We start from the raw sequence: 26294 nt of genomic DNA on the forward strand, positions 1-26294 counted from the left end.
CTGAGAAGTGGAGTTGCCCGTTCCAACAACGCTAACGGCGCTTCGAGACCGGCGGGAGGGCCTGTCAGTACCACCCTTCCACATGGCCGGGGCCGGTGCGCGCTGACAGCCACTTCGGGTTTGGAAGGCCATACAGGGCCATGAACCGTAGAAACTTGGTCCGCTAACCGAAAGGCTGCCACTGCATTTGGGTTCCGTTACATATTTTGGGGGCACCTGCGTGGATAGCATGAGGTGACCGGACAGAGCTGTCCGGCCAGATCGACGCAGAAGGAAGCCCATGGCAGCGGTTACGGTGGACGATATCCTGTCGGATCTCCCTCTGGGTTTCGCCAGCCTCATCCTCCGGCCTGCCCCGGCCGGCTCTGCGATCGAGCGGTTCCTGATCGTGGACGCGGATGATGAAACCTCCGACGGCGGCGCAGCCTTTGTCCTGCTGATCGGCGTCCGCGGCCGCTCGGCTTTGCCCGCTCTGCGGCGGCTCCTGAAGAACCCTCCGCCGGTGGTGGCTGTCAAGGGAAAACGTGAAGAGCTCGCCGAAGCTGAAGAGCTGCTCCGCGATGCCGGCACGGGCCTGCTCCTGGTGGATCCGGGGGCTGACTGGGACCGGCTGCTGTCCATCGCCAAGGACCGCATCCAGCCGCGCACCTACCAGAGCGAAGTGCTGACGCTGCTGGAAGAGGACCTGTTTGCCGTCGCCCAGACCACCGCCAGGCTCACCTCCAGCCACGTGGTCATCGAAGATGCCGCGAACAAGGTGCTGGCATACTCCACTGTTTCGAACGACATCGACGAGCTGCGCAAGGCCTCCATCCTCGCCCGGCGCGGTCCGCGCAAGTACGAGCTGCTGCTGAAGGACCTGGGCGCCTACCGTGAACTGCACAGGACCCGCCTGCCCGTGCGGGTACCGGCCCGGCCCCAGGACGGATTGCGGGAACGCGTGGCCGTCACACTCTTCGCCGGGGACCGGATCATGGGCTACATCTGGCTGCAGGAAACCGGGGCGGGCTTCGGCGCGGACGTTGAACACGTGCTCACCGGATCTGCTGCACGGGCCTCCGCCGAGCTGATCCGTTTCCGCAACCAGCAGTCCGTCCACATGCGCGAAGACCGCATTGCGCGGATCCTGTCAGGCCCGGCGGAAGCCGCGGCCAGTGCACACAGTGAGAACATCCCCGCTGAGCGACCGGCCGCATTGATCCTGATAGGAATGTCCGCTGCCGATGCCCAGGCCGACGACGCAGCACTGAAGCACGGCGAACTGGCCAATCTGGCGTCCATCCACGCGGCCGCCTACAAGGCGTCCGCCGTCGTGGGCCAGTTCAAGGGCGACACTGCCGTGATTGTCCCTGGCCTGCAGTCAACCGCCGCCGAGCCCGGGCTGCGGAGCCTGGCCGAATCCATCGTCCGGGATGCGGGCAAGCACCTCGGGATCAGCCCGTTCGCGGCCGTCGGTCCGGTGGTCCCGGACCTGCTGTCCATCCACTCCATCACCCGCATCACCGAGGCCCTGCTGAGTTGCGTGGGCACGTCCCCGGATACGGCCGTTGCCACCGTGGACGACTTCGAGGCAGAGGTCCTCTTCCGCGAGGCAGTCCAGAACTTCACGTCCTCCACCTTCCGGCACCGCGGCCTTTCCGCGCTGCTGCGGCAGGACGCCGAACTCGCGGAAACCCTGCACGCGTACTTCGAAGCCTCGCTCGATGTCGCGGAGTGCGCCAGCAGGATGGGGCTGCACAAGAACACCGTCTACTACCGGATCAGCAAGGCATCCCGGGCGACCGGCCTGAACTTCGGCGACCCCCGGGACTCGCTGGTGGCCCTCCTCCATATCCAGGAATGGGCCGGCACACATAAAGAACAACTGGGCAGGAAATGACCACAGCACTCAAGGCACCGCCATTGGGCCCGATGCTGGACGACATCGTCCGCAGCCACAGGCCACACGGGGTATCCGGGTCTGTCCCAGCCAACATCCCCCTTCTTGCAGCCGTCCCCTTCAACAGGTTCGGGATCGCCGTTGCCACCGCTTCCGGCGAGGTGTTCAGTTCCGGCGATGCTGACGTTCCGTTCTCCATCCAGAGCATCTCCAAGGTGTTCACCCTGGCCATGGCGCTCCGGGGCGACAGCTCAGGAACACTGTGGTCCCGCGTGCTGCGCGAGCCCTCCGGCACGTCGTTTAACTCCCTCGTCCAGCTGGAACTGGAGCACGGCATCCCGCGGAACCCTTTCATCAATTCCGGCGCCCTGGTGGTCACGGACCACCTGATGGAAGAAACGTCCGACGCCGCCACCCAGGTGTTGCGGTTCCTCACCGCCCAGGCGGCCAGCACCGGGCCCTTCATCGATGAGGCCGCCGCAGCCAGCGAACTCGCGGGCAGCAGCCGCAACCTGGCGCTGGCGCACTTCCTGAAGGACTTCGGCAACCTGAACCGGACCGCGGAATCCGTGGTGGAAAACTACGTCCGCCAATGCTCCATCATGATGACCTGCGTGGAACTCGCCAAAGCCGGACTCTTCCTCGCCCGGGACGGCCTGGGATCGCGCGGAACCGTCGTGTCCCCCAGTGATGCGAAACGCATCGGCTCCATCATGCTGACGTGCGGCATGTACGACGCCGCGGGCGAATTCGCCTACCGCGTGGGCCTCCCCGGAAAAAGCGGTGTGGGCGGCGGGATCCTCGTCATCGTGCCAGGCGAATGTGCCATCTGCGTCTGGAGTCCGCGGCTGGATGCCAAAGGAAACTCCCTGGCCGGCACTGCCGCCCTCGCCGACCTATCCGACCGCACCGGCTGGTCCGTCTTCTGACCTGGCGGGCACAGAGCCCGGCTTTCAGTACGCCCTCCCCTTACCGAACTAGACCTTCCCTGATCGAAAGGATCAACCATGCCCATCAACCCCAATGACGCGGTTGTAGTAAACCAAGCCGACGGCGGCCACGCGCACGCCTCTGAGAGTGCCTTGCACGCGGAGGACAAGGGTTATCACAAGAACCTCAAACCGCGGCAGATCCAGATGATCGCCATCGGCGGCGCAATCGGCACCGGCCTGTTCCTCGGCGCCGGCGGCCGCCTCAACGCCGCCGGCCCGTCGCTGGTCATCGCCTACGCCGTCTGCGGCTTTTTCGCGTTCCTCATCCTGCGCGCACTGGGCGAACTGGTGCTGCACCGCCCGTCGTCGGGCTCGTTTGTCTCCTACGCCCGCGAATTCTTCGGCGAGAAAGCCGCGTTTGTCTCCGGCTGGTTCTACTGGATCAACTGGGCCACCACCACCATCGTGGACATCACCGCCGCCGCCCTGTACATGAACTTCTTCGGCAACTACATCCCCTGGATGGCCGAGGTCCCGCAGTGGGCCTGGGCCCTGATCGCCCTGGTGGTGGTCCTCGCCCTGAACCTCGTCTCCGTCAAGGTCTTCGGCGAGATGGAATTCTGGTTCGCCCTGATCAAGGTCGCGGCGCTGGTGGTCTTCCTCGTGGTGGGCACCTACTTCGTCATCTTCGGCACCCCCGTGGACGGCCAGCCGGTGGGCCTGAGCCTCCTCTCGGACAACGGCGGCGTCTTCCCCAACGGCCTGCTCCCCATGATCATCCTGATGCAGGGCGTCCTGTTCGCCTACGCCTCCATCGAACTCGTGGGCACCGCCGCCGGAGAAACCGAAAACCCCGAAAAGATCATGCCCAAGGCCATCAACTCCGTGGTCTTCCGCATCGCCGTGTTCTACGTCGGCTCCGTCATCCTGCTCGCCCTGCTGCTGCCGTACACGTCCTACGTGAAGGGTGTCAGCCCGTTCGTAACGTTCTTCGGATCCATCGGCATCCAGGGCGTAGACGTCATCATGAACCTGGTGGTCCTCACCGCAGCACTGTCCTCGCTCAACGCCGGCCTGTACTCCACCGGACGCATCCTGCGCTCGATGTCCGTGAACGGTTCCGCACCCAAGTTCGCGGGCCGGATGAACAAGGCGGGCGTCCCCTACGGCGGCATCGCCATCACCGCCGGAGTATCCCTCCTCGGCGTCCCGCTGAACTACCTGATGCCCGCGCAGGCCTTCGAGATCGTGCTGAATGTTGCCTCCGTGGGCATCATCATGACCTGGGCAACCATCGTGCTCTGCCAGATCCAGCTCAAGCGCTGGGCGGACAAGGGCTGGCTTAAGCGCCCGTCGTTCCGGATGTTCGGTGCCCCGTACACCGGCTACCTTTCGCTGCTCTTCCTCGCCAGCGTCCTGGTCATGGTCTTCATCGAATCCCCGCTCACCATGCTGGTCACGGCCATCGCCTCCGTGCTGATGGTGTTCGGCTGGTACGCCTGCCGGGCCCGCATCCGTGAAATCGCCGAGACCCGCGACGGCTTCACCGGCACAGCCCCCGTCATCGCCAACCCGCCGGCGGAGACCTTCAGATAAAGCCCGCACCATCCGCTACAACGCCAAACCAGTCCAAACAGCCAAAGAAAGCCCATGACAACGGAAACCGAAGCAACCCTGACCGCATCCCACACCCTGCCCGCCGCCGTCGGGAATTCCGAGCAAGGCTCCCGGCAGGCAAGCCATTCGGAGGTGCCCCACGCCGGCGCCGGTCAGGCACTGAAATCAGCCGGGCACGTGATTGTTGATTCGCTGGTGGCCCATGGTGTGGAGCGCACCTATGTGGTTCCCGGCGAGAGCTTCCTGGACGTCCTGGACGGCCTGCACAACTCGGATATTGAAACAATCGTCTGCCGGCACGAAGGCGGCGCCGCCTACATGGCCGAGGCCGACGGCAAGATGCACCAGCGCCCGGGCATAGCGATGGTGACCCGGGGGCCCGGCGCCGCCAACGCGCATGTGGGGCTGCACACCGCGTGGCAGGACTCCACCCCCATGCTGCTGTTCGTCGGCCTGATCCCGTTCGCGCACCGGGACCGGGAGGCGTTCCAGGAGTTCGACATCAAGGCCTGGTTCGATACGGGCGCGAAGCGCGTTATGGTCCTGGACCATGCGGAGCGGGCATCCGAGATCGTGGCCGAGGCGATGTTTGCTGCCATGAGCGGGCGGCCGGGCCCGGTGGTGGTGGGCCTGCCGGAGGACATCATCCGGCAGCAGATCGACCCGGCGCTGCACCCCGCCATTCCGGTAGCGGCCGGCGGCTTGAGCAGCACCGATGCCGCCGCCCTGGAGGCTGCGCTGGCAGAGTCTAGCAAGCCGCTTTTTGTCACCGGCGGCAACGACTGGACGCAGGCAGCGGCGGATCAGCTGACGGGGTGGCTGGAACGGCACCATATTCCGGCAGCAGCTGAATGGCGGACGCAGGGAACGGTGTCCTTCGATTCCCCCTCGTATGTGGGCCCCATTGGCTACGGCCGGCCCCGCCCCACCTACGACCTCCTGGAGGAAACCGACCTACTGGTGTTTGTGGGGACAGTGCCGGGCGACGTGGTTACGGACGGCTTCGTCTGCCGGCAGGACTGGAACAAAAGGAACTTCCTGGTCACAGCCGACCCCTCACTCCGTGGCCGGTCGGGGCCCGTTTCACGGCAGATTCTGGCCAAGCCCGAGGCCTTTGTCCGCGACCTTGTGGGGGTCGACCTGCCGGTGAAGGAAGAGTGGAAAGCGTGGACGGACCGGATGCGGGGCGAGCAGGAACGGTTCGCCGCACTACCCGCGGCGGCGCCGGCAGCGGGGCAGGCACGGATGGACACTTTGATGGCTAACTTGGTGCCCAGGCTGCCGGAGGACTCCCTGGTGACGTTCGGCGCGGGCGAGCACACCAACTGGGCCCACCGCTACTTCCCCACCCGCCGCTACGCCTCCATGATCAGCGCCCGTAACGGCTCCATGGGCTACTCGGTGCCTTCGGCCATCGCGGCATCACTTGCCGAACCCGGGCGCCGCGTGGTCACCATCGCAGGGGACGGGGAGTTCCTCATGAACGGCCAGGAGCTGGCAACCGCGGCCCAGTACGGTGCCACGCCGCTGGTGATCGTCATGGACAACCAGGAATACGGCACCATCCGCACCCACCAGGAGCGGCACTACCCCTCGCGCGTGTCCGGGACCCAGCTGAAGAACCCGAACTTCGGCCTGATGGCCCAGGCTTTCGGCGGTTTCGGGATCACTGTCACCGAGGACTGCGACGTTCCCGCCGCACTGGACGCCGCCCTTGCGGCCATCGATGAAGACGGCGTCTTTGCCCTCATCCATCTCATCGTGGAACAGCGCGTTAAGGCCTACTGAGCCCAGTAATCCTGACAGAACAGCGGACGACGGCGGGACTGCTCAGCACGACCCTTACGCATTGCCCGAAGTCAGGCATCTGCTCACCCGCCCCGGCTGTGCACAGTCTCAACTAGCCCGGCATCTGCTGGACGCGGAGCCGGAGATTTCCCATGGGCTACGGCGAGACCGCGCATGGGAACCACCAACCAGGCAGCAGAGCCTGACGGGGCGTCCTCAGTTGCGCGGTTTCGTCTGGGAAGAGACCCGGCCCGCGCCGTCGTAGCCACCCGCAGGGGCCTTGAGCCCGTAGATGCTGCCAACGGTGGGCGCGACGTCGATGGTCCGGGCAGCCTCAGAGGACACCGATCCTTTCGCTACCAGCGGGCTGCCGCCTGATATGAAGAAGGGAATGGGCTCTGTGGCGGGGTGACCGTGGTTGCCGGGGATCGGGTTGGACGCGATGTACGGGTCGGAGAAGCGCCACCCCGCCCGGCAGTAGGCCACCAGGTCTCCGGCCTCGTGGCCCAGCCGCAGGTCCGCCGGCTTGTTGACCGAGAGCACGCCCTCATGCGCTCTGACCAGCTGTTCGACCGCGGCCAGTCCGGCCATGCGGTCCGGTTCGGGGCCGGTCCAGTAGAGCAGGTCCGCGCCGCCGTTCTGGGCAATCGTGATGTTTGACTGCAGCTCCGGACGGGACTGGAGGATGAGGTTGATCGAGATGAGGTTGTTGGGGATGGACCAGTCCATGGAATGGTCGGCGAGGACCATCACCACGCTGGAGTCCCATTTTCCGGCGTTCTTGAGGTGGTCGATGAAGCGCCCCGCCTGCAGGTCTGTTTCCGCCAGGGCAGCCTCACGCGCCGCCCGCAGCGTGGTTCCGGAAAGGTCTGAGTGGCCTACGCGGTCAATGTCGCCCAGATTGGTGAACACAAAGTCCGGGTCCGGCCCGTTCACCATCGCCAGCAGGGCGTCCATGGTGGCGGCGTCGGGCGCATGGCCGGTTACGGGAAGCACTGGCTGGGGTTCCCACCGATAGCTGGCGCGGGCACCGAAGATGCCGTAAAGGTACTTCTTGCTAAGCACGGAGCCGGTCGTCAGGCCGTGCTCCTGCAGCCGCTCCAGGAGGGTCGGGAAGTGCAGGTCCGTGGACCGGTCGAGGTCGCGAACAACGCCGTCGGTCCGGTCGAAGATGGAGTTGGCCGGCACGCCCGAGCGGTCCGGGCGGACACCCGTCATCATCATTACGTGGTTGGGGATGGTCTCCATCACCGGAAGCGAACGTGCCGCGGGGAAATTGGTGCCTGCATCGCGCAGTGCAGCCAGCCTCGGAGTCAGCGCGGGCGTAATCTCATCCGGCCGGCAGCCGTCCACCACCAGCACGTAGCTTCGCGTTCGTCCAGCGGCGGGTGCAGCCCAGGCGGTGCCCTGCGCTGCCGAAAGGACGACGGCGGCCCCGCCGGCAGCGGCGATTTGCAGGAACTGCCGGCGTCCCGGCGTCGGAAGTCTGCTGCTGGCGGGCGTGCCCTGCTGCGGTGAACGGCTCACTGGAGTCCTCCCTGCGTCGGGGTGACTTTGCCGGAGTTGGCTTGGACGTTGAATGATGTGGACAGTGTGGCTCCTGAGCTGGCGGAGGTGCGTTCGGCGAGGACGTACCAGTCCATCCGGACGCCGGCGGCTGTCACGTCCAGGACGGAGTAGCCGTGCGAGTCGAAGTCCAGGTACTTCACGTGCGGGTTGGCCGCCTTGATGGCGTTCTCGACGCTGACGGATGCGGTCCGGGGCGGAACGTTCAGGATGTCGTCGAGGTTGTCGCTCGTGACGGAAGTGCAGACGAGTTCCGCGGCCACGGAATCACCGGTGGCCGGGTAGCTGGCCGGATCCGCGGGGATGTCGCAGGCCCAGCCGGAGTGGATGTCGCCGGTGAGGAACACCGTGTCTTTGACGGCGTTATCCCGCAGGTGGCGGACCACGCGGTTGCGGTCCGCCTCGTAGCCGTCCCATTGGTCCACGTTATAAGGCACGCCGCTGATGCTCGTGCCGCCCATCAGCTTTTGCACACCGGCCAGCTCTGCGGTGTTCAGGGTCGAGGGAACGCGGACCGGCGCAATCATGACGGGATTGCCAACAAGCTTCCATTGCGGGCCCGTGGACTTGAGGTTGCCCAGCAGCCAGTCCATCTGTGCGGCGCCGGTGATAGTGCGGGCGGGGCTGCTGACGGAGGGATCCGCACCGTTGGCGGCCTGCTGGTCACGGTAGGAGCGCAGGTCCAGCATGGACAGGCTGGCGAGGGAGCCAAAGTCCAGGCGTCGGTACAGTTGGCCGCCCGGCTCATAGCGCACGGGCATCCATTCGGCGTAAGCCTTCTGCGCGGCGGCGACGCGCTCCATCCACGCGCCTTCGGCGCCCTCGGTGTGGTTTTCGGCGCCTCCCTTCCACGCGTCGTTAGCGGATTCATGGTCGTCCCAGGTCACGATGAACGGGGCGGCGGCGTGCAGGGCTTGCAGGTCAGGGTCGGTTTTGTACTGGGCGTGACGGCGCCGATAGTGCGCGAGCTGTGTCATTTCTTGGGCGGGTTCGTGGGGGCGGACGACGACGTCGCGTGCCTGGTATTCGCCGGGCCCGTATTCGTAGAGGTAGTCGCCGAGGTGAAGGACGGCGTCGAGGTCGCCGCGCGCGGCCAGATGGCGGTAGGACGAAAAGTAGCCCGCCTGCCAGTTGGCGCACGACACGACGCCGAACTTCAGCCGGTCCACGGCCGCACCCGCCGCGGGGGCGGTGCGCGTACGGCCCGCCGGCGATACGGCCTGTCCCAGCTTGAAGCGATACCAGTAGTTGGTGGCAGGGGCCAGCCGGCCGGCGATGACCTTGACCGTATGGTCCCGGGCCGCGCCGGTGGCGGCAGTACCCCTGGCCACGATCTTCTTGAAGCCGGCGTCTGCAGCGATTTCCCAGCCGACGGACACATCCGGGCCCAGCCCGGTGCCTGGCAGCGCTGCGGGCGCTGGCGTCACGCGAGTCCACAGCAGCACGCTGTCCGCCATCGGGTCTCCCGAGGCGACCCCATGGCCGAAGACGCCACCCTGGGAGGCGGAAAAGCCACTTGCTGCAGTGCCGGAGACCATGGCCCCAGCCACGGCAGCGACCCCTGCTGAGCGCAGAACTTGACGACGAGTAAAGTTAGTCATGCCTTCCAGTATCCGCACGCTCAAAGGGTCAAGGGGCGGCTTTTTGGCCTGGTTAGCCAGACGTTCACCCAGTGTTTTCCGTGGCGCAGTCCATATCCTGGCTTATCCAGCACTAGGGAAGCGAGAGGTTCTCCGCCCACATCCCCTCGCTGGTTGGCATCCGCAGTGGATTGACGAGGCCCGCAGTGCCGGCCCAGTCACTGGCCCAGGGACTTCAATCCACTGGCGCAGACGCAGGACGGGCGAATGATGAGCTCTGCGGGGAACAGTTAGACCTTGCCGTCTGAATGGTTGGCAGAGAGCGAGCTGCGGACCATCCGGCTGCCGGTCTTCAGCCAGGGGGCACTGCCGGTGGGCCCGCAGCGGCTCGATCCACGCGACTCGATCCACGCGACCCCGCCGCGCTGGAGTCCGCAAGGTGCGGCGAGCACGGCGTCACCGCCGAGGCCTTCGTCCTGAGCGACGACGACGGTGCCCTGTTCATTCCGCTCAGCCGCGCCGCCGACGTCGCGGACGTGGCAGCCACGATCCGCGACACCGAACGTTCCCAGGCCGCGAAGATGAACCTGCGCACCACGTTCCGGACCCAGGCCCGCCTGGGGGAAGTACCTTGCAGCCCGGAACTCGGATGCGACCATCGCGTTCCGGCAGCACCTGCGCGCGTTCGGCGGCGAGATCGAAGCGTAGCGCTGGCTTCGTCGCGGTTGGGCCGGCGTCGGCTGCTGTCACTTGCTTAGTTCGGCCAGTTCCTCAACGCTCGTTGTGGAATCCTCTGGACGCCCGTCGGTTTGAACTCCCGGCTCGCGCCTTTTGCCCGGCGATAGCCTGGGCGTCGCGGCAATGAGGAGAGCAGCCACGGCCACCGCGGCGCTCAGGATCAAGCCCGGCCGGTACTGTTCCAGCATCGCGGCCGCATTGACGGCAGCACCTGGTTCGGGCGCATTGCCGTGACCGCTCACCATTGCCGTGGTGACGGCAAGTACCAGGGCGGCGCCGACTTGGGTGCTGGTCTGGATCAGGCCTGCGGCCAAACCTTGCTCCGCATCCCGGATGCCTGCGGTGGCCTGGACGTTGATGGACGGGAAGGCCAGGGCGAAACCGACGCCCAGGAGCAGGACGGACGGCAGAATGTCGGTCACGTAATTGGGCGAGGTGCCTACGCGAAGGAACAGCACGTATCCGAGCGTCAACGCCGCCAGACCGGTCAGGATCAGCCGCGGGGCGCCGAATCTCTCGATGAGCCGGTCCGCGAACGGTGCGCTTGACGCAACCAGCAGGCCGGTCGGGAGCAGCGCCAGGGCCATGCCAAGGGGGCTCCATCCCAGTACAGACTGCAGGTAGAGCGTCAGGATGAACTGGAAGCTCAGGTAGGAACCGAACAGCCCCACGGCGCTGAGGTTGGCCCGGGCAACCCAGCCTTCCTTGAGGATGCTGAACCGGATCAGGGGGTGCCTGACGCGGTTTTCGATCACACCGAACGCTGCCAGCACCCCGGCGGAGGCCACGAATCCGGCGATAGTTGCCACAGATCCCCAGCCGTTCCCCGGGGCCGCTACCAGCGTGTACACGAGCCCCAGCATGCCGGCCGCGAGCGTGATGGCGCCCCAGACGTCATGCCCGCTCTCCTGCTCCCCGTTGGCAGCCTGGCCTGCGGCGCCGTCCCTGGGAATGTACTTCAGGCCAAGGATTACGACGGCGACTGCCACCGGAACGGAGACCAGGAAGGTCCAGCGCCAGCTGAGGGAAGTCATGAGGCCTCCCACAACCAGGCCGAGGGAGAAGCCGCTGGCGCCGAACGTCGTGAAGATGGACAAGGCGCGGTTGCGTTCGCGCCCCTCCGCGAAGCTGGTGGTGATGATCGAGAAGGCCGCGGGAGCCGTAAATGCGGCGGCCAGGCCCTTGACGAAGCGGGTGGCGATCAGCAGGGCCGGGTCATCCACCAGTCCGCCGAGCAGGGATGCCGCGGCGAAGACGCTGAGCGCAATCAGGAAGATGCGCCGCCGGCCGAGCAGGTCCGCCATTCGTCCGCCCAGCAGGAGCAGGCTTCCGTAGCCGAGCACGTAGGCGGAGACGATCCACTGGAGGGATTCGGTTCCGAGATGAAGTTCGTTGCCGATCGAGGGCAGGGCCACGCCGACCATTGATACGTCCAGTGCGTCGAGTGCCAGGACGGTGCACAGGACCAGGAGGAGCATCCATTGTGCGCGGGTCCAACGCACAGCTGTAAGCCGGTCTCCGGCTGTTCTTTCAAGGGTGGAAGTTGAAGTCATGGCAACAACTTATATGACACGTCATTGAATGACAAGGAATATTATGACGTGGACTTTTAATTGGTCATGAACTAGAATTGCTGCATGGCAAAACCGCAGGACCGCCAGTTGGTTGAGCAATGGCGCAGCATCCAGACCACGTACTTCCATACCGCCGGGGCGCTGGACCGTGCGCTGGAGTCGAAGTTCAGCATCGGCCTGACGGAGTTTGAAATCCTGGACCTCGTGGCCGAAAGCACCGATGCGGCATGCCGCATGAAGCAACTCGGTGAGCGCACGCCGATGACCCAGAGCGCCATGTCCAAGGTGGTGGACCGGCTCGACAAAGCCGGACTGATTTCCCGCCAGTCCTGCGAAGATGACCGGCGCTCGCTGTACCTGGAACTCACCGACGCCGGCCGCGCGCTCCACCGGCAGGCCGCCGTCGAACACCGCGCCCTGCTAAGGGAAAACCTGGGCCAAGACTAACCCTCAGCCCTTGCCGTCCTGGCTGGGCTCTTCCGCATCCGAGGTTGCGGATTTGATTGAGCGCCCATCCTCCTGCGGCGCGAAGTCAAGTTCACTTGACACGGTAGAGGCGCGCATCAGGGTGTCAAGGTCGCTTGACATGGCCCGGCCGGCTCTTTCGTGTCAGGCCTGGGTTGTCCTCCCTGGCCGGCGGTACCGGCTTACAAACGTGGGCGGCGCAGGCTGGGGGATATTGGAGAGATCCGCGCCAGACCGTCGTCGTCGTAATTCCAGAGCGAGGGCTTCCTGTCCGCGGGCCATTGCCCAACGGTGATTTGCGGAAAAGGCGGGCCTGAGCAGCCAGCTCAACCGACGCAGTAGCGGTTTTGCCGCACTGACCCGCCAGTCATAGGTGACAACCGTTTCTGGCCCGTCCTGTTCGAAGGTCCAGCGTCCGGTGCCGTTGAGGTCACCGTGCGCGGAGATTGCGAATCCATGCTCCGTGATGGGCTCGGTGACGGTGAGCCGCCACTTCAGGGTGTACGGCAGCCAACCCTTGGTATGTAGGGAGAACGCCTTTCCACTGCCATCCGAGTTGCCTGGATCGAGTGGCACAACAGTCAAATACACCGAGGGCCACCAGCGGGCCAGTGTTCCGGCATCACCCAGAATGTCCATAACCTCGTGCGGGGTCCCGGCGACGCGCCAGACGGTCAGGAATTCGTAGTCGATGCTGCTTTTGGAATTGCCGACCATGGCTGCCTCCACGGCAAGGATGGATAGTTGACCCAGAGTACTCACGTCGCTCCACGTGGTCAACGATCCGGTTCCGCATGCTTTAGCGGGACGTTTGCCCGCTGACCGCCTATGTCAGCGGTCAGCAACAATACTTTGACGCGCGCGATTTAGACTGCACCCATGTCTGAAACTGAACGAACCATCACAGACCCGGTCTTCGAAGCTGCCTACGAGGCCGCACAAAAGAGCCTCCGAGAGGGCGGCATCCCGATCGGTGCTGCCTTGGCCCGAGGCGGGGTGGTCATTGCCAGCGGCCACAACGAGCGTGTCCAGCATGGCGATCCCATCGCCCACGGCGAGATGTCTGCGTTGCGGGCTGCCGGACGCCAGAAGAGCTACCGGGACACAACCCTCTACACAACCCTGGCGCCGTGTGCGATGTGTACGGGGACCATCATCCAGTTCAAGATTCCGCGCGTGGTGGTGGGCGAGGCCGAGACGTTCACCGGCGAATTCGAACTTCTCCGCTCACGCGGCGTCGAAGTGGTGGTATTGAATGATGCCCGATGCGTCGAGATGATGCGCACCTTCCAGGACGAGCACCCTGAACTATGGGCGGAGGACATCGCCGAGTAAAGACCTCGCTGCACACCTTCGCAGCCTGGTCGCAACCTTTGAAGTTCTAGCATGGGGGCCAGGACGAAGACGTCTGTTTTCCAGAGGAGTGACCATGACTGTTTATGTACAGCCCGGCCAATCAGGATCCAAGGTCCAGTTCAAGGACCGCTATGAGAACTGGATCGGCGGAGAATGGGTGGCTCCAACGACCGGCCAATACATCGAGAACGTTTCCCCGGTGAACGGAAAGCAATTCACCGAGGTGGCACGCGGCGCCGCCGCGGACGTTGAGCTCGCACTCGATGCCGCGCACAAGGCCGCCCCGGCGTGGGGCAAGGCTTCGGCCACAGAGCGCGCCGCCGTGCTGAACAAGATCGCCGACCGGATCGACGCGAACCTTGAGATGCTCGCTGTCGCCGAATCGTGGGACAACGGCAAGCCCATCCGCGAAACGTTGAATGCGGACATTCCGCTCGCTGCGGACCACTTCCGCTACTTTGCCTCCGCCATCCGCGCCCAGGAAGGCCGGCTGTCCCAGCTCGACGACGACACCACGGCCTACCACTTCCACGAACCCCTCGGCGTCGTGGGCCAGATTATCCCGTGGAATTTCCCCATCCTGATGGCCGTCTGGAAGATGGCTCCTGCCCTGGCGGCCGGCAACGCGGTGGTGCTCAAGCCCGCTTCCAACACCCCGGCCTCCATCCTGGTCCTGGCGGAACTCATTGCGGACCTGCTGCCTGCGGGCCTGCTGAATATCGTCAACGGCTTCGGGGCAGAAGTGGGTAAGCCGCTGGCCTCCAGCCCGCGGATCCGCAAGATCGCGTTCACCGGCGAGACCTCCACCGGGCGCCTGATCAGCCAGTACGCCAGCCAGAACCTGATCCCGGTCACCCTGGAACTCGGCGGCAAGAGCCCGAACATCTTCTTCAACGATGTCGCCGAATCCAACGACGCGTTCTACGACAAGGCGCTGGAGGGCTTCACCCTTTACGCCTTCAACCAGGGCGAAGTCTGCAGCAGCCCCTCCCGTGCCCTCGTCCAGGACGGTATCTACGATTCCTTCATGGCTGATGCCGTGGCCAGGACAGAACAGATCATCCAGGGCAACCCGCTGGATACCAACACCCAGATCGGTGCCCAGGCATCGGTGGGCCAGATGGAGAAGATCCTCTCCTACATCGACATCGGACTCGAAGAGGGCGCCAAAATCCTGGCCGGCGGTGCGCAGTCGGAGCTTGACGGGGACCTGGCCGGCGGTTTCTATGTCCAGCCGACCATTTTTGAGGGGCACAACTGGATGCGGATCTTCCAGGAGGAGATCTTCGGCCCGGTAGTCTCCGTTGCACGCTTCGGCGACTACAAGGACGCAGTCAGCATTGCCAACGACACCCTGTACGGGCTTGGCGCCGGCGTCTGGTCGCGCAACGGCAACGTGGCCTACCGTGCCGGCCGCGAGATCCAGGCCGGCCGGGTGTGGGTGAACAACTACCACGCCTACCCTGCCGGGGCAGCGTTCGGCGGCTACAAGTCCTCGGGCATCGGACGTGAAAACCACTCCATGATGCTGGACCACTACCAGCAGACCAAGAACCTCCTGGTAAGCCACTCAGAGAACAAGCTCGGCTTCTTCTAGAAGCAGCACCCTTGTCAGGCCCGCCCGCACCTGACCGCCCGCTGCACCATAACTACCGGTAGCAGCACAAAAGGCCCCGGGACGACGGCGGGACCTCCCGCCGTCGTACCCTGCTTGAGGGCACCACCGACAAAAAAGCGGCACCACGAAGGGACATCTGAATGACCAGAATGCTGATTATTGGCCCGCCCGGTTCGGGCAAGGGAACGCAGGCGGAACAGATCTCCGAACGCCTCGGCGTTGTGGCGATCTCCACCGGCGACATCTTCCGCGCCAACGTCAAGGGCGAGACCCCGCTGGGCGTGGAGGCGAAAAAGTACATGGACAACGGGGATTTCGTTCCGGACAGCGTCACCAACGAAATGGTCAGGTCGCGCCTCAGCGAGGATGACGTGGACGCCGGCTTCCTCCTGGACGGCTACCCCCGGACCACGGCACAGGTGGACTATCTTGACTCAATCCTGGCCAACGGTGACCAGAAGCTCGACGTCGTCCTGCAGCTGACCGCTGACGACGAGGAACTGGTCACGCGCCTGCTGGGCCGTGCCAAGGAAACCGGCCGGAGCGACGACACGGAAGCCGTCATCCGGCACCGGCTGGACCTGTACCACGAGCAGACCGAGGCCGTGGTGGCCAAGTATGCCGGCCGCGGCATCCTCGCCAGGGTTGACGGGATTGGCGGGGTCGGCGAGGTCACGGACAGGGTGATGAGCACGCTCGGAGATCTTCTTAGGGTCTCCGCCGTAATCGGACGGTAGTACTCAACCGCCTGCACCGCTGATGAGTAGCGGTGATCGAGCCTGTCGGAAACCACCACCGGAATCCGACAGGCTCGACCTGGCTGTACGGGCGAACGCACGGCTCGTCGCAGTCATCGCTCGATGGCGGACGGCGGCACCGGCCAATTCCTGGGTGCGCCTATGCGGGGGCCAGAGCCCGCACGGAGTTTCGTTCCACGGTGGGACAGTGGATTTTTGTGGGGTCAGCGGCCGGTGCCTCATCAAGGCCCAGGAGCATCCGCACTCCGGCTGCGCCCAGTTCGTAGTGGGGGAGAGCCACGGTGGAAAGTGGGGGCCGGACGTGGGCGGCGATGACTTCCTGGTTATCGAATCCCACCACTGCTATGTCCTCGGGGATGGAGAGCCCGTGCTCGCGCAGCCCGTCGTATAGCCCCATCGCCATGCGGTCGTTGTAGCAGTACACGGCAGTGGCTTCGCGCTTGAGGAGTTCCTCGGTCGCTCCGTACCCGCCTTCCTGGTCTGGGTAGGCTTCCAAGACCAGGCCCGCGTCGAACGGGATGCCTTCCGCTTCCAGTGCTTCCCTGTAGCCCTGGAGTCGTCCGTCCTTAGCCGGGGCCGGGATGGTGGCGTTGATGAAGGCGATCCGGCGGTGCCCGTGTTTCAGCAGGATCTCCGTGGCTGAACGGCCGCCCTGTACTTCATCCGGGACCACGGCCCGGGAGCCTGGTTCCGTGGAGAAGCAGTTGACGAGGACGAAGTCCGACTCCTTAAGGGAGGCCGGGATGTCCGTGGGCCGGTGGAACCAGGTGGAGTAGAGGATTCCGCGCACCTTGTATTCAAGCATCATGGCAATCGCGTCCGTCTCGAGCTCGCGGTTGCCTTCGGTGTTGGCGATGAGAAGGGCGTAGCCGTGCTTCCAGGCTTCATCCTGGGCGCCGTGGATGATCTGGCCGGCAAAAGGGGTGGTGGCAATGGCATCGGCTACGAGCCCGATGAACCGCGAACTCCCGCTGACCAGCGTTTGCGCCATGGCATTCGGCCGATAGCCCAGGTCCCGGATGGCGTCCCGCACGCGCTGGCGGGTTTCGTCGGATATCCGGGCAGTCTTTTTCTTGTTCACTACCAGGGAGACGGTGGCAGTCGAAACGCCCGCGGCCTCGGCTACCTGCCGGAGCGTGACGGGTTGAGGGCGCCCGGGACGTCCGAGGGGTGCAGCCGCACCCAGCGGTGTGACCGAACTATTCTCCTGCGAATTCATGAGCCCTCCTTGAGGAGTATATCCGGCTGTTCCTGCTGTCATCCCTTACTCCCACCGCTCTCCAGGCCTTGGATCATGGCTTTGTTCAGCACAAGGAAGACCAGCAGCAGGGGCGTGATGGTGATGCAGACGGCGGCAAACGTGGCCGTCCAGTCCGTCTTTCCCATGGCGCCGATGTAGTTCTGCAGGCCCAGTGGAATGGTCTTCAGTTCTTCGGAAAGGACGAAGGTGTTGGCGAAGATGAAATCGTTCCAGATGAAGATGCTGTTGACCAGGACGACTGTCACGACGGTATTTACCGAAAGGGGCAGCGTGATTAGTCCGAAGATACGGTATGGACCTGCTCCGTCAAGAGACGCGGCCTCGTACGTTTCCCGGGGGATGTATTCAAAGAATGACGAGAAAAGGTAGATCGACATCGGAAGGGCGAAGCCGGCCAGGGGAATGATCATCGACGGGTAGGTGTCGAGCAGGTTGATGGTTGAGTAGTCGATGAAGAGCGGCACGAGGGCGATCTGGACGGGCACGATGATGCCGACCAGGAAAAGGCTGCGGACGAACTTGCTGAACCGGAACCCGAGGACCTGCAACGCATAGGCGGCCATCATTCCCAGCAGCACAATCAGGACATTGGCTCCCATGGTGACGATGAAACTGTTCAGGATGTTCAACCAGAGGTTGCCCGTCTCGAAGGCGCGGGCGTAGTTCTCCCACGTCAGGGACTTTGGCAGTGCGAAGGGGTCGCCGGTCGCGAAGTCGTGTTCGGTGCGGAGGCTGGTGATGAAAAGCCAGGCGAGAGGGTAGACCTGCACGATGACGATGAGGGCGATAAGCACTCTTGACAGGGTGCTGTGGAGGCTGGGCGGCTTGCGTCGGCGGAGCGGCGGCAGGCTGTCTGATGGGACTGCCACAGGCCTGGTGGTCGGAGCTGCCGTCGCGGTCATGCGTCCGCCTTTCGTTTGAGCAGGAAGAGGATGAGCCCTACGGCCACCAGGCACTCGACGACGATGAATACGGCGATTGTGCTGGCGTATCCGAAATCGGTGCTCGAGAAGGCCGTCTTGTACATGTAGGTGGTCAGCAGCTCCGAGGACTGTCCCGGGCCGCCGTTGGTCATGAGGTAGGGGATGTCGAATCCGCGCAGGCCGTAGGTGGTTGCCATGATGGTGGTGGTGATCCAGACGGGCATGATGTGCGGGAAGCGGATCTTGGTGAACAGCTGCCACCGCGAGGCGCCGTCGAGGCGGGCCGCCTCCTCAAGTTCCTGCGGGACGGACAGCAGCGCCGCGTAGATGATGAGCATGTACAGGCCGGTGAACCGCCACCCTTCCGGAGCCGATACTGCGGTGAGCACGGTGTTGATGTCCGAGAGCCAGGGCCGTTCAAGGGCGCCGAGGCCGATCCAGTGCAGGAGCTGGTTGAGCAGGCCAACCGGTTCTATCGAGTAGATGCGCACGAAGAGGAACGCGATGGCCACGGTGGAGATCACCGCCGGCAGCAGGTAGAGGGTCTTGATGAGCTCGCGGCCGCGTCGCATCGAGGTGAGGAGGCTGGCCACGAGCAGGGCGCCGCCGAGCTGCAGCACCAGGCAGATGGCCAGATATCCGAGGGCGTTGAAGAAGGAGCGCCAGAAGATGTCGTCTGCGGTGAGCATCCGCACGTAGTTGGCGAGCCCTACGAACTCCATGTCGCTGATGCCGTTCCAGGAGAAGAAGCTGAGGAACAGCGACTGCACGATGGGGAACAGCACGGCGACGCAGTAAAGGAGCAAGGGCGGGAGCAGGAACACCAGGACAGAAAGTCGTGACCTGTTGGGGAGCATGGCTAGGCCTTTCGGGTGGGGGCCGCAGCCGCAGCCCCCACCGCTGTGATTACTTGAAGAACTTCGGGGCGTTCTGCGCGATGGTGCTGTCCATCGTGCTGGTGAACTGTTCGGGCGTGATGTTGCCCTGGACGAGGAGCACTAGCTCCTGCTGCAGCCGGCCGTTGGTTGTCGGGTCAAGCTGAGTGTCCCACGGCATGGCCTGCTTGCCCCCGAGGTCGTTGGCCTTCTCCAGGGCCTTCTTGTACAAGGGCGTGGCGTTGGCCGGCAGGGCGGTCTCCACATTGGTGGTCGGCGAGAGCGCACCGGTGGCCGCGTATTCGGCCGGGTACTTCTTCAGCGCGAACTTCAGGAAGTCGCTGACCAGCGGGTCGTAGGTCTTGGAGTTGACGGCCATGCCAATGCCCGACGGCGACACGAACTCGTTTGCCGCCGTGACGGATCCTGCAGTGGTTGGCAAGGTGAAGAAATCGATGTCCCCGCGCACTTCAGGATTCAGCTTGTCCGTTGCCAGGCTGGGCAGCTCCCAGGTGCCGATGTTGTACATCGCTGCCTGGCCGGAGGTGAACTGGTTCTGGGCGTCGGAGTAGCCCTGCGATGAGAAGCCATCCTGGAAGCACTTGGCCTTGCCGAGCGCCGCCAGCCATTCGACGGTCTTCTGGCCTGCGGGGTCAGAGAACTTCGCTTCGCCCTTCTTGAGCTTCTGGATGAAGTCCGGCCCGGCTTCACGGAACGGCTGGTAGGCGACGTACCGCTCGAGAGGCCACTGGTCCTGGCCGTCGATGGCGATGGGGGTGATGCCGGCATCGCGCAGGGCGGTGCACATGGCGGGGATGTCATCGAGGGACTTCGGGACGGCGACCCCGGCCTTCTGCAGCAGGGCCTTGTTGTACCAGACGAACTCCAGCTCGAACTGGAACGGGATCATGTTCAGGGACCCGTCGTCGAACCGTTGGTAATCCAGCGCGCTGGGCCGGTAGTCGTCGTAGACGTCCAGGGACTTCAGCAGCTTTTCGGCGTCCACCATTTTGCCTTGTTTGGCCAGCTGTTGGGCGAAGGGCGTGGCGTCGGTGTCGAAGAGCTCGGGGAGTTTGTTGGCCGCGGCCAGCGTCTCGAGCTTTTGGATGTAGGAGGGCCGGTCGGGAGTGGTGATGAGCTTCAGTTCGAAGCCGGGGTGGTCTTTGGCGTACTCCTCCGCCAGCTTCTTCATGATGTTGATGACGGCCCCGTCGGCCGGCCGCGAAAGCAGCCACGAGATTTCACGGGCTTTGATTTCCCCGGTGGGGCTGACGTTGGAAGGGTCACTTGACCCTCCGCCGCCGCATGCTGTCAAAGCCAGGGCGGTGACGGCTGCGACAGCGGCAGCACGGAAGAGTTTTTTCATGAGGGCAATCTCCTTTGATTGGAACGGAGGATGAGAGTGGTGAGTATTTAGTTGTCGGTGCGCTGACGTATTTGAAGTTCAGTGACGGTGACGGATCCTTCGCCGGCGAAAACGCCGATCCGCCCCGCGGGCAAGTCGTAGATCCTGGTGCTGAGGGCCACCTGCCGGTCCAGGACGGCAACGCAGATGTCGCCGTCGACGATGACTTCCAGGGTGTGTTCGCCGGGGGACAGGTCGCACGGGCGTTCCAACTCGATGTGGAACGGAATGTCGCCGGAGACATGCCATTGCGCGTCTCCGGTGCTGGTCCTTGGCCATCGGTCGAAGACTAGCCTGCCGCGCTTCGGTTCCAGGCGCAGCACGTAGGACTGGTCACCGTCTGGCCCTGAGCGCAGCAGCAGACCGCATTCCGTTGTCCCGGGGGCAATGTCCAGCACTGCCTTGGCGTAAAACTGGCTGGGCAGTTCTTCCTCCGAGACGACGGCGGTGTATCCGTCCGGGGCGTTGAGCCGGGTGGGCAGTTCGTGCGCCAGAGACACCGGCACGTCCTCCCAGAAGCTGTCCACCAGTTCATCGGCGAAGGCGAATCCGAGCGTTCCGTCTGCATTTTGGCTGGCTTCCAGGACGGACATCGTGCCTGCCCACTGCCAGGGTCCGTCGTCGCGGTTGCCTTCCTTGCTGGCGATCCAGCCGAAAAAGAAGCGGCGCCCGTCCCGCTCCGCGGTCTTTGAGGCGTAGTAGGCGCGCCCGTCGATGCTGTCCAGGTCCGGTACCGTCCACGGGCCGTCGGGGCTCTTGGCCATGCGGTACCGGGTGGTGAAGGATTCGGAGAACTCCGAGTAGACCATGTACCACCAGTCACCCCACGCGAAGACATCCGGGCACTCATGCGTGATGTAGCGGCGCGGATCCCAGAACGGTTCGGTGTGCCGCCAGTTCACCAGGTCATCGGACACACACTGCGCAATGACGCCGCGGCGGCGTTCAGGTCCTGCGGAGTGCCGTGCCGCCAGCAGCATCCGCCACTGGCCTGCCGCCTCATCCCGGAAGACGAACGGATCTCGCCAGTCCCCGGACTCATAGCCGTCCGGGGCGCCGAAAGTGAGCTCGGGGTGCTTCACCCAGGTCTGCATGCCATCGGTGCTGGTGGCCTGCATGACCAATTGCAGGGGAACGCCGTCCGGTCCGAGGTTCCGTGGGTTCTGTCCCGTGTAGAACAGGCGGTGGTTGCCGCTTTCATCGACGACGACGCTGCCCGTGTAAGCGTTGAAGTCCAGGTCGGTGTCGCTTCCGTGGTGGAGCGAAACACCCTGGTCCGCAAACTGCGTGAGGTCTTTGGTGGTGACCAGGTTCCACGAGGTTCCCGGCTTCGGGTCTGAGCGGACCTCGTGAAGGTAGAAGAGCCAGAACTCCCCGTCCTTCTCGAAGGGGATAAGATCGCCAACCCATCCATCGGAGGGCTGGAAGAATACTGAGCGTTTCATCGGCGCTGATGTCCATTTCTGCTAAAACGTTTGATCACTTGTAATCTAGCCCCTATCGGAAACCTGATCAAGCGTTTTAGCAAAGTTTAGGTTTATTCTTTCGCTGGTCTTGATCCGGAAGATGCGGAGCGCGGAAGTAGCCTCATACTTCCCGCGGACCCCCGGTTCCGGAAGCTTCGGAGGACACAGCACTGCCGGCCGACAGGAAGCTCCTGGGGGCCGGCAGCCTGGTTCAGGTATTAGCTGAATTCGCGGATGGTGATTCCGGAGAAGGTCGCAGGGCCGCCGTCGGCGTACAGCGAGATTCCGGTGTCGCCGTCTGCGAAGTGCACCTGCTGGGAGAGCACCGTTTGCCCGGCATTGACGAAGACTTCGACGCTCTGTTTGTCGACGAAAATGCGCAGGTGCACTGAGCGTGCGGCGGCGTCGATCGGCGCTGCCGCACGAGTGTACGGCGTGAGCGAGAAGCCGCCCTGGTCCGAAGGGGCGCGGTCGACATAGACCTCATCAGCGTACTTGCCGATGTTCGTGTGGCGCGTGCCGTTGGCGGAGCGCCCCACCGATACTCCGACGTTCGCGGCAGCATCCCACGAGATGTCGAGTTCGAGCTCGTAGGCGCTGCCGCTCCACGGCAGCACGGCGCTCCCGTTCACGGTGCGGTCGGGCAGCACGGTTGTCGAGCTGACGTAATTTGAGAGCTCCCCGACCGGGGCGCTGAGCAGGCTGTACCAGCCTTCTGGCTGACGCTCCAGGCGCAGCTCGCGCACGATCGAGTTCTGGCCGTTGTACCCGTCGGAGGCATCGGTGGGAACATCGCGCGCGGCGTACTTCCAGTTGTTCATCCAGGCGATCGCGTACCGTCGCTCGTCCGGTGCATCGACCGCCGGCCAGGTCACGGCGGCATACCAGTCCCAGCCCCAATCGAGCCACTGCGGGTCGAGGTTGTTGGTGATAAATTCTTCGCCATCCCACGTGCCTGTCCAGTAGGCGAAGGTCATCGGCAGGCCGATGCTGTAGGCGTCCATGCTTGCGCCGAGCACCCAGTGCCGTGTGCCGTCATTGGCGGTCATCTGGAAGAGGTCGGGGCACTCGATGCCGCCAAGCGCGTGATTCGGGTAGTCGAAGTTGCGTTTCAGCTGCCAGTCGCGCAAATTCGGCGAGGTGTAGAACGCTGCGTATCGGGCTCGGCCGATTACGCATACCCACTCGCTGCGCGCCGCATCCCAGTGGATCTTCGGGTCGCGGAACCATTCCGCGTTCTCGATCTCTGCCGGTGTCGTCGCGGTCCGGCCGTCGGAATTGACGATCACCGGATTGGGGAGTGCCGTAAAGGTGTAACCGCCGTCGGTTGACCAGTACAGGTACTGCTCCTGGTACTTGCGGATGTTGTCGGTGGGCTGCGTCGCGAGCGCCACGATGGCTCCCGCGCCGAAGCCCCCAGTGTTTGAAGTGTCGAAGACTGCCGAGCCCGACCACGCGGGAAAGTCTGGCTGCAGCGGCAGCGCGACTCCGTGATGGGTGAAGGTCACCCCGTCGGTGGTTGTGGCGTGGTCCCATCCGCCGGGGCCGTTGTTCTGCCCGGAGTGAAGGTAGTAGAGGTGGTGGGCGCCGTTGGCATACACCGGGCGCTGCGGGTCGCACAGCCAGCCGGACGGCGGGGTCAGGTGGTAGACGGCACGCAGTGATCCCTTGGCCTGGGCGGCCGTGATGGGCATGCCGCTGCTCATAAACAGGGCGAGTGCTCCTGCTCCTGTGCCTTGCAGGACGTGGCGCCGAGAAAAATCATGGGTCATGTTTTGCTTCCTCGCAAAGGGTGGTAGCTGCAGGCATCAACTTTGATGCCCGGTCCTGCTTAAGCGCTTGATCAAGCTAAAGATAGATGTTGGCGCCGTCGTGATCAAGCGTTTTAGCGGATCTTTCCTTGAATCTCTTCTGTGGGCCGGGCGGAATCCCGGCCTCCGGACGTAAGCTGACCTTCGCACCACCTCCAGCTCGAACGCCAGCGGCACGGAACCTTTGGACCCGGATGCTCTGGAAACTGCTTGCTCCACGTCGGGTCCTGCCGCGCAGCAGCGGCTTTCCTGGATATAAGGATGAGACGGTCCCGGTGGCTTGTCCCGGACAGCTTCATCTGGCCTGGTCTCCGTTGTCCGGGCGGTACAGGAGAATGGTAGCGATCGTAGGCGACCGGCCACGAGGGAAATAAAGGTAGGTCTGCCCGAATGCTGCCGGGCGACGGGCGTGTCTTCCCCGGAGCCACACCCTCCGGGCTCCTGCCGCCGGCCAGGCGATTGAGCGCACGTCTCTGCGGGTTGCCATTCAGGATGACGTGATCTTTCCCGGAGCCAACGTGCCCGGCAGCGTCCTGTCAAGGGTGGGTGTCGCATCCCCGCGGATCCACCCCGACCAGGTGGTTCTCTACCGCATCACCCGGCTCGGCTGACGCCTACGACGGATGTTGGGTAGGCGTAGGTTTCCCTTGACATCATTACTGACTGAACTCATAATTGAGTTTAGTCAGTAATTGAGTGATGCAACATCACCAAGAGGGAGTCGGAACCATGAGGGCGTTCGTCGTCAATAAGTACAAAGGCCCACTGCAGGAATCGAATGTTCCGGAGCCCACGGTGGGGGAGTGGGATGTGCTGGTGCAGGTGCAGGCCGCGGGCCTCAACATGCTCGATGAGAAGATCCGGGCGGGCGAGTTCAAGCAGATCCTCCCCTACCGGCTTCCTTTGATCGCCGGAAACGATGTCGCGGGAACCGTCATCCGTGCCGGTTCAAAGGTGCGCGCGTTCAAGCCTGGCGACGAGGTTTATGCACGCCCCGGCCAGGACCGCATCGGCACGTTCGCCGAGCGAATCGCCATTGCCGAGGCCGATCTTGCGCTCAAACCTGCATCGATCACCATGGAGGAGGCGGGCTCGCTGCCGCTGGTCGCATTGACCGCGTGGCAGGCGCTCGTTGAGCGCGGCAACGTGGGGCCCGGCCAGAAGGTCCTTATCCACGCCGGCGCCGGGGGAGTCGGGTCGATCGCCATCCAACTCGCCAAGCACCTTGGGGCGACCGTCGCGACCACAGCGAGTGCCTCAAACATGGACTTCGTGCGCGAGCTCGGCGCCGACATCGTCATCGACTACCGCAGCCAGGACTTCGAACAGCTCCTGAGCGGCTACGACCTGGTGCTGGACAGCCTCGGCGGCGTGAACCTCGAGAAGTCTCTGCGCGTGCTCAGGCCCGGCGGCAAGGCCATTGGAATCGCCGGGCCTCCGGACCCGGCCTTTGCACGCGAAGCCGGCCTGAATCCGGTACTCCGCCTGGCGATCAGCGGCCTGAGCGCAGGTATCCGCCGGCAGGCCAGGAAGCTCGGCGTCAGCTACCAGTTCCTCTTTATGCGCGCCAGCGGCGACCAGCTGCGCCAGATCACCGCACTGATCGACGGCGGCGCGCTCCGCCCCGTCGTCGGCCGCGTTTTCCCTTTCGGGCGGACCGTCCAGGCCCTCGAGGGCCTGGAAAAGGGCGGCATCCGTGGCAAGGCCGTCATCAGCAACCCCTGAGCCATCCAGGGCATCCACCCCATCTTCATCAGACAACCACGAATCAACTTCACAGGAGAACCGCCGTGAACACCCCCAAACCCTCAAACGAACCCGTCGTTACGTCCTATGCCAAAGCGCCGTCACGCCGAATCAGCGCAGGCGGCGTCACCTACGCCTACCGAGAGCTTGGCCCCAAGGGCGGGATTCCCGTCGTCTTCTTCGTCCACCTGGCGGCCACCCTGGATAACTGGGACCCGCGCATCATTGACCCCATCGCAAAGAACCATCACGTCATCACCTTCGACAACCGGGGTGTCGGTGCCTCGACCGGCCAGGTGCCCGGCAGCATCGAGGCGATGGCCGATGACGCCTACACCTTTATCAAGGCGCTCGGATTCGAGAAGATCGACGTTTTCTCCTTCTCCCTCGGCGGTATGGTCGCCCAGGCCCTGGTCCTCAAGCACCCGGATCTCGTCCGCAAGCTGGTCCTCACCGGCACCGGCCCCAAGGGTGGTAAGGACATGGACAAGGTTGTTGGGACCACCTACTACGACATACTTCGGGCCACCCTTACCCGGTCCGACCCGAAGGAATTCCTGTTCTTCAACCGTGACACAGCGGGCAAGCAAGCAGGGAAAGCATTCGTGAAGCGACTCGAGGAGCGCACCGCGGACCGCGACGCCCCCATTAAGGTCAAGGCCTTTCAGACCCAGCTGAAAGCCATCAAAACGTGGGGTCGCGGGACGCCGGCAGACCTGTCGAAGATCACCCAGCCCACCCTGATCGCCAACGGGGACAACGACCGGATGGTGCCTTCGGTCCTCTCCGGGGATCTGCACCGCCGCATCAGCGGCTCCGAAATGGTCATCTACCCAGGCTCCGGCCACGGAGGTATCTATCAGTTCCACGACAAGTTCGCCCCCGTTGCGGTCGAGTTCCTCGCCCGCTGACCGGCACCGACAACTCACCGTAAGG

The 26294-nt window shown here is 64.2% G+C and carries 22 protein-coding genes; 10 read left to right on the forward strand and 12 right to left on the reverse strand.

Annotated elements, in window-relative coordinates:
* Positions 1-280 precede the first annotated feature (280 nt).
* The 4 genes from CXR02_RS08480 to CXR02_RS08495 all read left to right on the forward strand — a co-directional run bounded on the left by CXR02_RS08480 (position 281) and on the right by CXR02_RS08495 (position 6216).
* A complete protein-coding gene (locus CXR02_RS08480; protein WP_104061577.1) occupies positions 281-1879 on the forward strand; it encodes a CdaR family transcriptional regulator in 1599 nt (532 codons plus the stop codon).
* Positions 1876-2808: a glutaminase gene (locus CXR02_RS08485; RefSeq protein ID WP_104061578.1), complete on the forward strand. Its 933-nt coding sequence runs from the start codon at positions 1876-1878 to the stop codon at positions 2806-2808. Before CXR02_RS08480 ends, CXR02_RS08485 begins: the two co-directional genes overlap by 4 nt.
* A 78-nt stretch (positions 2809-2886) precedes the next feature.
* A complete protein-coding gene (locus CXR02_RS08490; protein WP_104061579.1) occupies positions 2887-4407 on the forward strand; it encodes an amino acid permease in 1521 nt (506 codons plus the stop codon).
* A 54-nt stretch (positions 4408-4461) separates the two neighbouring features.
* Positions 4462-6216 carry a thiamine pyrophosphate-dependent enzyme gene (locus tag CXR02_RS08495; RefSeq protein ID WP_104061580.1) on the forward strand — a complete coding sequence of 585 codons (1755 nt, stop codon included), beginning with the start codon at positions 4462-4464 and terminating at the stop codon, positions 6214-6216.
* Between the two features lie 216 nt (positions 6217-6432).
* Here the strand turns inward: CXR02_RS08495 and CXR02_RS08500 are convergent, their stop codons facing one another.
* The 4 genes from CXR02_RS08500 to CXR02_RS08515 all read right to left on the reverse strand — a co-directional run bounded on the left by CXR02_RS08500 (position 6433) and on the right by CXR02_RS08515 (position 11653).
* A complete protein-coding gene (locus CXR02_RS08500) occupies positions 6433-7743 on the reverse strand; it encodes an alkaline phosphatase family protein (RefSeq protein ID WP_104061581.1) in 1311 nt (436 codons plus the stop codon).
* On the reverse strand, positions 7740-9383 hold the full coding sequence (locus CXR02_RS08505; RefSeq protein ID WP_104061582.1) for an alkaline phosphatase: 1644 nt from the start codon (positions 9381-9383) through the stop codon (positions 7740-7742). The genes CXR02_RS08500 and CXR02_RS08505 overlap by 4 nt, the downstream gene beginning before the upstream one ends.
* Before the next feature lie 269 nt (positions 9384-9652).
* The gene (locus CXR02_RS08510; protein WP_104061583.1) at positions 9653-10021 is read right to left on the reverse strand and encodes a hypothetical protein; all 369 of its coding nucleotides are present in this window, start codon (positions 10019-10021) and stop codon (positions 9653-9655) included.
* Positions 10022-10108: 87 nt separating this feature from the next.
* A complete protein-coding gene (locus tag CXR02_RS08515) occupies positions 10109-11653 on the reverse strand; it encodes an MFS transporter (protein ID WP_104061584.1) in 1545 nt (514 codons plus the stop codon).
* An 84-nt stretch (positions 11654-11737) separates the two neighbouring features.
* On the opposite strand from CXR02_RS08515, the gene CXR02_RS08520 reads away from it, so the two are divergent.
* The gene (locus CXR02_RS08520; protein WP_104061585.1) at positions 11738-12121 is read left to right on the forward strand and encodes a MarR family winged helix-turn-helix transcriptional regulator; all 384 of its coding nucleotides are present in this window, start codon (positions 11738-11740) and stop codon (positions 12119-12121) included.
* Positions 12122-12124: 3 nt separating this feature from the next.
* Here the strand turns inward: CXR02_RS08520 and CXR02_RS22350 are convergent, their stop codons facing one another.
* Positions 12125-12262 carry a hypothetical protein gene (locus CXR02_RS22350; protein WP_181037169.1) on the reverse strand — a complete coding sequence of 46 codons (138 nt, stop codon included), beginning with the start codon at positions 12260-12262 and terminating at the stop codon, positions 12125-12127.
* A gap of 21 nt (positions 12263-12283) precedes the next feature.
* The gene (locus CXR02_RS08525) at positions 12284-12856 is read right to left on the reverse strand and encodes an SRPBCC family protein (RefSeq protein ID WP_104061586.1); all 573 of its coding nucleotides are present in this window, start codon (positions 12854-12856) and stop codon (positions 12284-12286) included.
* 162 nt (positions 12857-13018) lie between these two features.
* On the opposite strand from CXR02_RS08525, the gene CXR02_RS08530 reads away from it, so the two are divergent.
* The 3 genes from CXR02_RS08530 (at position 13019) to CXR02_RS08540 (ending at position 15850) form a co-directional block, all read left to right on the forward strand.
* The gene (locus tag CXR02_RS08530; protein WP_104061587.1) at positions 13019-13474 is read left to right on the forward strand and encodes a nucleoside deaminase; all 456 of its coding nucleotides are present in this window, start codon (positions 13019-13021) and stop codon (positions 13472-13474) included.
* Positions 13475-13568: 94 nt separating this feature from the next.
* Positions 13569-15092, forward strand: coding sequence for an aldehyde dehydrogenase family protein (locus CXR02_RS08535; protein ID WP_104061588.1), 1524 nt, complete (start codon positions 13569-13571; stop codon positions 15090-15092).
* Between the two features lie 170 nt (positions 15093-15262).
* Complete coding sequence (locus tag CXR02_RS08540; RefSeq protein WP_181037177.1) at positions 15263-15850, forward strand: adenylate kinase; 588 nt, start codon at positions 15263-15265, stop codon at positions 15848-15850.
* A 160-nt stretch (positions 15851-16010) separates the two neighbouring features.
* Here the strand turns inward: CXR02_RS08540 and CXR02_RS08545 are convergent, their stop codons facing one another.
* The 6 genes from CXR02_RS08545 to CXR02_RS08570 all read right to left on the reverse strand — a co-directional run bounded on the left by CXR02_RS08545 (position 16011) and on the right by CXR02_RS08570 (position 23573).
* Complete coding sequence (locus CXR02_RS08545; protein WP_104061590.1) at positions 16011-17090, reverse strand: LacI family DNA-binding transcriptional regulator; 1080 nt, start codon at positions 17088-17090, stop codon at positions 16011-16013.
* Positions 17091-17128: 38 nt separating this feature from the next.
* A complete protein-coding gene (locus CXR02_RS08550) occupies positions 17129-18034 on the reverse strand; it encodes a carbohydrate ABC transporter permease (RefSeq protein ID WP_104061591.1) in 906 nt (301 codons plus the stop codon).
* Positions 18031-18912 carry a carbohydrate ABC transporter permease gene (locus tag CXR02_RS08555; protein ID WP_056341101.1) on the reverse strand — a complete coding sequence of 294 codons (882 nt, stop codon included), beginning with the start codon at positions 18910-18912 and terminating at the stop codon, positions 18031-18033. Before CXR02_RS08555 ends, CXR02_RS08550 begins: the two co-directional genes overlap by 4 nt.
* Before the next feature lie 49 nt (positions 18913-18961).
* Positions 18962-20296 carry an ABC transporter substrate-binding protein gene (locus tag CXR02_RS08560; RefSeq protein WP_104061592.1) on the reverse strand — a complete coding sequence of 445 codons (1335 nt, stop codon included), beginning with the start codon at positions 20294-20296 and terminating at the stop codon, positions 18962-18964.
* 47 nt (positions 20297-20343) lie between these two features.
* Entirely contained in the window at positions 20344-21780 is a 1437-nt protein-coding gene (locus tag CXR02_RS08565; protein WP_104061593.1) for a GH32 C-terminal domain-containing protein, read from the reverse strand.
* A 239-nt stretch (positions 21781-22019) separates the two neighbouring features.
* Positions 22020-23573, reverse strand: a complete 1554-nt coding sequence (locus tag CXR02_RS08570) for a glycoside hydrolase family 32 protein (protein ID WP_104061594.1) — start codon at positions 23571-23573, stop codon at positions 22020-22022.
* A 768-nt stretch (positions 23574-24341) separates the two neighbouring features.
* Between CXR02_RS08570 and CXR02_RS08575 the strand changes: the two genes are divergently transcribed.
* Together CXR02_RS08575 and CXR02_RS08580 are read left to right on the forward strand one after the other, a co-directional pair.
* Positions 24342-25337, forward strand: coding sequence for an NADP-dependent oxidoreductase (locus CXR02_RS08575; protein ID WP_104061595.1), 996 nt, complete (start codon positions 24342-24344; stop codon positions 25335-25337).
* 65 nt (positions 25338-25402) lie between these two features.
* The gene (locus CXR02_RS08580) at positions 25403-26269 is read left to right on the forward strand and encodes an alpha/beta fold hydrolase (protein ID WP_104061596.1); all 867 of its coding nucleotides are present in this window, start codon (positions 25403-25405) and stop codon (positions 26267-26269) included.
* The last annotated feature ends 25 nt before the right edge of the window (positions 26270-26294 follow it).

Origin of the sequence: Arthrobacter sp. 4R501, assembly GCF_002929755.1 — a bacterium.
In the GTDB taxonomy this organism is placed as follows: Bacteria; Actinomycetota; Actinomycetes; order Actinomycetales; family Micrococcaceae; genus Arthrobacter.